The organism is Paracoccus laeviglucosivorans, from assembly GCF_900182695.1.
GTDB classification, from domain to species: domain Bacteria; phylum Pseudomonadota; class Alphaproteobacteria; order Rhodobacterales; family Rhodobacteraceae; genus Paracoccus; species Paracoccus laeviglucosivorans.
Genome location: NZ_FXTK01000010.1, coordinates 115807 through 124714, shown reverse-complemented (window position 1 = coordinate 124714; position 8908 = coordinate 115807). Strand labels below are relative to the sequence as shown.

8 protein-coding genes are annotated in these 8908 nt (G+C 62.2%); all 8 read right to left on the bottom strand.

Features of this window, described 5'->3' with window-relative positions:
* Positions 1-227, bottom strand: a 227-nt coding sequence (locus FN835_RS12295; protein WP_281285407.1) for a CoA-transferase, incomplete at its 3' end; no start/stop codon positions are given.
* A 55-nt stretch (positions 228-282) separates the two neighbouring features.
* Entirely contained in the window at positions 283-2007 is a 1725-nt protein-coding gene (ggt, locus tag FN835_RS12290) for a gamma-glutamyltransferase (protein ID WP_142663519.1), read from the bottom strand.
* 187 nt (positions 2008-2194) lie between these two features.
* Positions 2195-4768 carry a type I DNA topoisomerase gene (gene topA / locus FN835_RS12285; protein WP_142663518.1) on the bottom strand — a complete coding sequence of 858 codons (2574 nt, stop codon included), beginning with the start codon at positions 4766-4768 and terminating at the stop codon, positions 2195-2197.
* Positions 4769-4882: 114 nt separating this feature from the next.
* Entirely contained in the window at positions 4883-5722 is an 840-nt protein-coding gene (locus tag FN835_RS12280; protein ID WP_142663517.1) for a ferredoxin--NADP reductase, read from the bottom strand.
* A 52-nt stretch (positions 5723-5774) separates the two neighbouring features.
* Positions 5775-6146: a DUF934 domain-containing protein gene (locus FN835_RS12275; protein WP_142663516.1), complete on the bottom strand. Its 372-nt coding sequence runs from the start codon at positions 6144-6146 to the stop codon at positions 5775-5777.
* Positions 6143-6874: a phosphoadenylyl-sulfate reductase gene (locus FN835_RS12270; protein ID WP_142663515.1), complete on the bottom strand. Its 732-nt coding sequence runs from the start codon at positions 6872-6874 to the stop codon at positions 6143-6145. Before FN835_RS12270 ends, FN835_RS12275 begins: the two co-directional genes overlap by 4 nt.
* Complete coding sequence (locus FN835_RS12265; protein ID WP_142663514.1) at positions 6867-8522, bottom strand: nitrite/sulfite reductase; 1656 nt, start codon at positions 8520-8522, stop codon at positions 6867-6869. The genes FN835_RS12270 and FN835_RS12265 overlap by 8 nt, the downstream gene beginning before the upstream one ends.
* Positions 8515-8844: a DUF2849 domain-containing protein gene (locus FN835_RS12260; RefSeq protein WP_142663513.1), complete on the bottom strand. Its 330-nt coding sequence runs from the start codon at positions 8842-8844 to the stop codon at positions 8515-8517. The genes FN835_RS12265 and FN835_RS12260 overlap by 8 nt, the downstream gene beginning before the upstream one ends.
* Positions 8845-8908: the final 64 nt, after the last annotated feature.

Here is an 8908-nt window from a genome sequence, read left to right as displayed (position 1 = left end):
CTGATCATCTTGCGCAGCTGGCGGCTGTCCAGCAGCACGCCAAGACCGAAATGATCCACCCCGCAATTGTTGCTGGCGACCGTCAGATCCTTGACCCCCGACTTGCGGATCGCCTCGATCGCAAGCTCGGGGATGCCGCATAGGCCAAAGCCCCCGGCAGCGATCAGAATTCCGTCTTTCAGAACATCGGCAAGCGCGGCATCCGCGCTTGGGTATAGCTTCTTCATCACGTCCTCCGGGCTTCCCTGCGAATTTTGTGCAGGTGCAGCGAAGCCCTGTCAATCAGAACCCAACCGTCGCGGCATCCGGTCTACGCGGGTCCGACGCGCCCAGCAGGGCACCGCTGTCGGGATCGCGCATGATCGACTGCGTTGACCCCATGACGGGCTTTTCGCTGATCGTGTGCCCCTTGGCGGCCAGCAGGCGCAGGGTATCGACGCTGATTCCCTCCTCAATGCGCAATTCATCGGGCAGCCACTGATGATGGATGCGCGGCGCGGTCGATGCTTCGGCCACGTTCATGCCATGGTCGATCATGTTCATGATCACTTGCAAAGTGGTCGTGATGATCCGCGCCCCACCGGGCGATCCGGTTGCCAGCCAGACCTTGCCGTCCTTCAGCACCAGCGTGGGCGTCATCGAGGACAGGGGCCGTTTGCCCGCAGCCACCGCATTCGCCTCTCCTCCCACCAGCCCGAAGGCATTGGGCACACCGGGTTTGGCCGAGAAATCGTCCATCTCATTGTTCATCAGGACGCCCGTGCCCGCAGCCACCAGACCCGAGCCGTAATCCAGATTGATGGTATAGGTATTGGTGACCGCATTCCCTTCCTTGTCCACGATCGAGAAATGCGTGGTCTGGTCGGATTCGTAAGGCGCAAGATCACCGGGCTTGATCATCGGCGAAGGCGTCGCGAAATCATTGCTGATCTTGGCGCGCAACTCGGCGGCATAGTCCTTGCTGGTCAAAGCCGCGACCGGCACATCGAAGAAATCCGGGTCACCCAGATATTCCGAGCGATCGGCATAGGCCAGTTTCATCGCCTCGGCCATCAGGTGGATCGTCTCGGCGCTGTTATGGCCAAGTGCGCCGATGGGATAGCCTTCTAGCGTGTTCAGAATCTGGATCAGATGCACCCCTCCCGAGGAAGGCGGCGGCATCGACACGATGTCATAGCCGCGATACGTGCCGCGCACCGGCTCGCGCAGCACGGGCTTGTAGGCGGCCAGATCCTCGACCGTCATCGGCCCGCCCGCCGCCTGAATGGCTTTGGCGATGTTTTGGGCGACCGCACCCTTGTAAAACCCGTCCGGCCCCTGTTCGGCCACAGCCTTCAAGGTCTGTGCAAGATCGGCCTGAACCAGCTTTTCGCCGGGCCGCCAAGCTGCGCCATCGGGCTTGAAAAAGATCGCGGCGGTCGAGGGATGTTTGGACAGGTTGTCACGCTCCGCCTCAAGGCTGTCGGCCAGTTCGGGGGTAACTGTGATACCTTCGTCAGCCAGCCGGATCGCGGGTGCGATGACCTCGGCCCATTCCATGCTGCCGTAATTCTCCAGCGCCATGCGCATCCCAGCGACGGTTCCGGGCACGCCCGAAGCCGCCCCGCTGCGCAAAGACTTTTCGCTATCCGCCTCGCCGGCGTCATCAAGAAACATGTCGCGCGACGCGCCAGACGGTGCCATTTCGCGATAATCGATGGCATGGGTCTGGCCGGTTTCGGCGTCATGGACCAGCATGAAGCCGCCACCGCCGATATTGCCCGCCCGCGGCAGCGTCACTGCCAGCGCAAAGGCCACTGCAACCCCCGCATCAACGGCATTGCCACCTTGGGCCAGAATATCACGCCCGATTTCAGCCGCGACGCGCTCCTGCGCCGAGACCATGCCGTTTTCGGCCCAGACCGGATGAATGCGGTCCATGTCCGAGAAAAAAGCTGCCTCTTGCGCAACGCCCTGCCCCGCAAGAACGCAGGCCATGCCCATGGCAGTCAGAATTCGTCCCGTCATGTCATCCCCCTCCGCTCAACCCTATGGGGCAAGCGTAGCAGCGATGCGGTTCATGTCAAAACGCTGAAATCGGCGAATGCTGCGCAAGCGCGAAGGTCAGCCTATGGGTATTTTCAGAACTAAGAAGAGCCGCCGGTTGCATTCTCAGTTCTTCAAATACCCATATCGCACCGCCTGCAGCAGGCGCTTACTCAGCCGATTTGGCAGGGGCCTTTTTCGCGGAGGGCTTCTTGGCCGGCGCCTTTTTCGCAGCCGGTTTCTTTTCGGTGGTCTTCGCGGCGGCTTTCTTGGTGGCAGGCTTCTTGGCCTTGCCAGCCTTTTCCACGATCAGTTCCAGCGCACGCTCCAGCGTCACTGCCCCCGGCTCCAGATCGCGCGGCAAGGTGGCATTGACCTTGCCCCATTTGACATAGGGACCATAACGCCCGTTCAGCACCTGCACAGGACCGCCATCGGGGTGTTCACCCAGTTCCGCCAAAGGCGCGGCGGGTGCGGCACGGCCACGTGTCTGCTTGCTCGCCAATACCTCGACCGCGCGGTTCATGCCGATGGTAAAGACCTCATCGACATCGGGCAGGTTCACGTATTTCGAAGCGTGTTTGACATAGGGACCATAACGCCCGATGCCCGCCTCGACCGGCACGCCGTCTTCCGGATGCGGTCCGATTTCGCGCGGCAATGCCAGCAGAGCCAACGCCTTTTCCAGATCGACAGACGCCAGTTCCCAGCTTTTGGGCACCGAAGCACGGGGTGGTTTAGGCACCTCGGCCGTCGCCTCGCCGCGCTGGACATATGGACCGAAGCGGCCGTTCTTCAGGCTGATCTCATCGCCATTGTCGGTGCCAAGGATCGCATCGCCCACCACCTCGGCGTCGGGACTGCTGATCGGCCGGGTGAAACGGCACTCCGGATAGTTCGAGCAGCCGATAAAGGCCCCGCCGGAACGCGCGGTCTTCAGATGCAACCGGCCCTTGTGGCACAGCGGGCATTCGCGCGGATCGCTGCCGTCTTCACGCGGCGGATACAGCGCGGGGGCCAGCGCCTCGTCGATCGCCTCCAGCACCTCGGTGATGCGCAGCTCGCTGGTGCCTTCCAACGCGGCGGTAAAGTCCTTCCAGAACCGCCGCAGCACCTCGCGGTAGGCACGCTCGCCCGAGGAAATGTCATCCAGCTCACCCTCGAGGCTTGAGGTGAAGTCGTAGCTGACATAGCGCGGGAAATACTTCAGCAGGAAAATCGTGACCAGCCGCCCTTTGTCCTCGGGGATCAGGCGGGACTGCTCCTTGCGGACATAGTCCCGGTCCTGAATGGTCGTGACGATGCTTGCATAGGTCGAGGGCCGCCCGATGCCCAACTCCTCCATGCGCTTGACCAGAGTGGCTTCGGTAAAGCGCGGCGGGGCTTGGGTAAAGTGCTGCTCGGGCGACACGCTGCGCTTGGACGCGGCCTCGCCTTCCTCGATCAGCGGCAAACGGCGGCTGTCCTCGTCTTCCTCATCATCACGGCCCTGATCATAGACCTTCAGGAAACCGTCGAACAGCATGACCTGACCATTGGCGCGCAGCCCGACCTCGGCATCCGCCGATGCGATCTCGACCACGGTGCGTTCCATCCGCGCGGATTCCATCTGGGACGCGATGGTGCGCTTCCAGATCAGGTCATACAGCGCCTTTTGATCCTTGTCGGCGACCGGCAGCTTGTCGGGCGACAGCATCATGTCGGTCGGACGGATACATTCGTGGGCTTCCTGCGCGTTCTTGGCCTTGTTCTTATACATGCGCGGTGATTTCGGCAGGTATTCCTCGCCGAACCGCTTCTTGATCGCATCACGCGCCGCCATCACGGCCTCGGGCGCCATATCGATGCCGTCGGTCCGCATATAGGTGATGTAGCCCGCCTCATACAGCCGCTGGGCCGAGCCCATGCAGGCCCGCGCACCAAGGCCAAGCTTGCGGCTGGCCTCCTGCTGCAGGGTCGAGGTCATGAAGGGCGGCCACGGATTGCGGCTGGCGGGCTTGGCCGCGACGCTGGCGACCTTCAGGTCGCGCGCGGCAATCGCCGACACAGCCAGCATCGCATCCTTTTCGGTGGCGATGTCGAACCGCTCAAGCTTCTTGCCGCCATAGACGGTCAGCGCCGCGTCATATTGATCGCCGCGCGGCGTCGCCAGACGCGCATGGACCGACCAGTATTCGCGGGCCTTGAACGCCTCGATCTCCATCTCGCGGTCGACGATCACGCGCAGGGCGACCGATTGCACGCGACCTGCCGATTTCGCGCCCGGCAGCTTGCGCCACAGAACCGGCGACAGGTTGAAACCGACCAGATAATCCAGCGCCCGACGCGCCAGATAGGCATCGACCAGCGGCTGGTCGATCTGGCGCGGGTTCGCCATCGCCTCGGTCACGGCGTTCTTGGTAATGGCGTTGAAGGTGACGCGGCTGACCTCGGCGCCCTTTTTCAGGGACGGGGCCAAGGCTTCAAGCAGGTGCCACGAAATCGCCTCGCCTTCGCGATCAGGGTCGGTGGCAAGGATCAGGTTGGGATCGGATGCCAGCGCGTCCTTGATCGCCTTGATGTGCTTTTTGGAATCGGCGGCGATTTCCCATTTCATGGCGAAATCGGCTTCGGGATCGACGCTGCCATCCTTGGGCGGCAGGTCGCGGACATGCCCGAAACTGGCCAAAACGGTAAAGTCGTCGCCCAGATATTTGTTGATCGTCTTGGCCTTGGCCGGAGATTCGACGACGACGACAGCCATTGAAATTCCTTCGCATGATTCGGCGCCGGAAAATGGGGACGCTACGGCGAACTGTCAACGGCGGTATTGAAATGGGCAAATGAAACCGGGGGCGCGTGGCCCCCGGAAAAAGCGTCAGACGCCGTCGCCGACAAAGGCCTTTTCGACCACGAACTGCTTGGGATCGCTGTTCGCGCCCTCATGCAGACCAAAGCCTTCCAGCACCGATTTCACATCGGTGTTAAAGGCAAGGCTGCCACAGATCATCGCGCGGTCGGTGGCAATATCCATCGGCGGCAGGTTCAGGTCGGCGAACACCTTGCCAGAGGTCATGTTGTCGGTGATCCGCCCCATCAGCGGCGATTCTTCGCGCGTGGTGGTGGGGTAATACAGCAGCCGGTCGGCAAAGCTTTCGCCGTAAAGTTCACCCAGCAGCGGGTCATGGCGCAGGTTCTCGACCAGCGCGCGGCCATAGTTCAGTTCCTCGGCGGTGCGGCAGGTATGCATCATGATGACCTGCTCATACCGCTCATACAGCTCGGGGTCGCGCATCAGCGACGCAAAGGGCGCAAGGCCGGTCCCGGTGGCTAGGAACCACATCCGCTTGCCGGGCAGCAGCGCGTCCAGCACCAGCGTGCCCACGGGCTTGGGGCGCAGGATGATTTCATCGCCCGGCTGGATCAGTTGCAGCTTCGAAGTCAGAGGCCCGTCCGGCACCTTGATCGAATAAAATTCCAGCTCCTCGTCCCAGTTGGGCGAGGCGATGGAATAGGCACGCAGGATCGGCTTGCCGTTATCGCCCGGCAGGCCGATCATCACGAATTCGCCCGACCGGAAGCGCAGCGATGCGGGCCGCGTCACGCGGAACGAAAACAGCGTATCCGACCAATGCCTGACCGAGGTGACGGTCTGGGCATCGGGCAGGGTCTTGACGGGTTTTGCAGCGGCGTCGGCCACGGGCACATCCAGGGTCATATGAAAATCCCGGTCTATCTATTTCACATTGGTGCGGGGGAAAACCCCGGCATCAGCCGGCAAGGCGGGAACGGTGATCCCATTCCTGCCAGTCGGCACGATAAAGCCACTGATCCTGTGGCTGGCGGGCGGCTAGTGCGGCCGAGATACGGACTTCATCAAAGCCCACGCGGCGCGCCATGGCGTATTGGTCGGCAATCAGCCCGCCAACGGCGCGCAGACGACCCGAGAACCCCTTTTCACGCAAAAGCCGGGCCAGCGTAAAGCCCCGGCCATCGCCGAATGACGGGAACTCTACCGCGATCAGGGGCTGATCCAGATGATCCGTCAGGGTGGCGGGGTCGGTGTCGGGCGACAGGGTGACGGGTTCTGCCCCGTCATCGGGATGAAAGCCGTCGTCGCGGACGATGAAGAAATCGCTCATGTGTTCGCTCCTGCGCGGACCATCTTGCCGCCGATGAAATGGATGCCGCATTCGGTTTTCTGGCTGCCGCGCCAGCGGCCCGCACGCGGGTCTTCGCCGGGCTTCACCGGCGATGTGCAGGGTGCGCACCCGATCGAGGCATAGCCCTTGGCGACCAGCGGATGGCGGGGCAGATTGTTTTCCGCCATGTATTCCTGCACGTCTTCTTTGCGCCAATGGGCCAGCGGGTTGATGCGCAGACGCGATGGCGCCTCGGATTCGAAGAATTCCAGTTCCTGACGTTCACCGCCCTGAAAGCGTTTGCGCCCCGTGATCCATGCGTCGAACTTGGACAGCTCACGCTCCAGCGGCACGGTCTTGCGGAAATTGCAGCAGGCATCGGTGTTGAACTGATGCAGCGTCCCGTCGGGATCGTTCAGCGCCACTTCCTTGTCGGTCGCGCGGATCACCCGCACATCGGTCAGGCCCAGCTTTTGCGTGACCTCAAGCTGGTAATCCAGCGTTTCCTGAAACAGCATCATCGTGTCGATGAACAGGACCGGCGTGCCGGGCGCCACGACCGACACCATGTGCAGCAGCACGACCGATTCCGAGCCAAAGGACGACACCAGCGTCGTGGACCCCAGATCGGGGTCTTTCAACGCGCGGCGCAGCACCTCGGTCGCGGCATGATGCTTATAGCGATCATTCAGCCGCGCGGCGCGCGCATCCAGCGTATCGTCAAGCATTGGCCGGATATAGCGCCGCTTTGAACGGTGCCATCCCCAGACGACGATAAGCGTCGATAAAGCGTTCTTCTTCGTCCTCGCGCAATTCCAGATAGGCGTTGATGATGCGGTCGATGGCGCCCACGACTTCCTCGGCCGGGAAGCCCGCGCCGGGTTTCTGGCCGACTGCCGGAATGTCATAGCCGTCGCCGCCCAGCGTGATCTGATAGTTTTCGACCCCCGCACGGTCCAGACCAAGAATGCCGATATGGCCCAGATGGTGGTGACCGCAGGCGTTGATGCAGCCCGAGATGCGGATGTCGATCTTGCCGATGTCACTTTCCAGATCGCGGGCGCGGAAATGCGCGGCGATCTCTTCGGCGATGGGGATCGAACGCGCGGTGGCAAGTGCGCAGTAATCCATGCCGGGGCAAGCGACGATGTCACTGATCAGCCCGGCATTGGCCGTCGCCAGACCTGCGGCGCGCAGTTCTTCGTAAAGCGCGAACAGATCGGATTTATGGATATGCGGCAGCACGACGTTCTGGTCGTGGCTGACGCGCAGATCGTGGTGGCCGAAACGCTCGGCCAGATCGGCCAGCAGGTTCATCTGTTCCGCCGAAGCATCGCCCGGCGTCTGGCCGGGGGCCTTGAAGCTGACCTTGACGCTGACATAGCCCGGCGCCTTGTGGGCAGACAGGTTGGTGTCGGTAAAGCTGCGGAAAGCCGCGTTCGCCGCGCGCTTGGCCTCGTAATCGCCATCCTCTTCGTTGCGGAAAGCGGGGGCGGCGTAAAGGTTGCGCAGTTCGGCCAGCAATTCCTGATCGACGCCGGTGAACACGGCGCGGCGGTTCACGAACTCGGCTTCGATCTCTTCGCGCATCACGTCAAGGCCGCGTTCTGCGACGGTGATCTTGATGCGGGCCTTGTATTTGTTGTCGCGACGGCCAGCCAGGTTATAGGCCGCGATGATCGCTTCGACATAGGGCAGCAGGTCGGCTTCGGGCAGGAAGTCGCGCACCACCTGACCGATCAGGGGCGTGCGGCCCAGACCACCGCCGATCCAGACCTGAAAGCCCAGCTCTCCCTGCGCGTTGCGCAGCAGGCGCAGGCCGATGTCATGGGCCGAGATGACCGCGCGGTCTTTTTCGGCACCCGAGATCGCGATCTTGAATTTGCGCGGCAGGAACTGGAATTCCGCATGGTCGGTGGACCATTGGCGCAGCAATTCGGCATAGGGGCGCGGATCGGCCACTTCATCCGCCGCCGCACCGGCATAGGCGTCGGTCGTCACGTTGCGGATCGTGTTGCCCGAGGTCTGGATGGCATGCATCCCCACATCGGCCAGCGCGTCCAGCATATCGGGAATATCGACCAGCTTGGGCCAGTTGAACTGGATGTTCTGGCGCGTGGTCCAATGGCCGTAACCCTTGTCCCATTTCTGGGCCAGCAGCGCCAGCACCCGCATCTGGTCGGGGCTGATCGTGCCGTAAGGGATCGCCACGCGCAGCATATAGGCGTGCAATTGCAGATAGACGCCGTTCATCAGGCGCAGCGGTTTGAATTCGGCTTCGGTCAGCGAGCCGTTCAGGCGACGCTCGACCTGCTGACGGAACTGGGCCGAGCGGTGGCGCAGGTATTCGTTATGCTGGGGACGAACGTCAAACATTGCTGGCCTCGAACTCGGCTTGCTTGCCATGGAAATAGTTGGACGGGCCGCGACGGCGGAACGCCTCGCGGAAATGGGTGGGTTCCGGGCGGCCGTCTTCGCCACGCCTGGCTTCGGCCAGATAGGGATCGACGACCAGATTGGCCTGCGACAGCGCATCCAGCATTGCCAGATCGGCGATCGCCTCATCCTCGAAGATTTCGGCTTCGCGCGGATCGGCGGTCCATGCGCCGTCACGCATCCACACGCAATGGCCCATGCGCAGGTCATTCGCGGTGATGACAGCAGGTCTTGCGGGGGTGGGGGTGAACGGTTTGGACATGCCTTTTGCCTTTCGGATTGGGTTCCTTCTATATAGAAAATTGTCCCACATATTGACGAGTGGG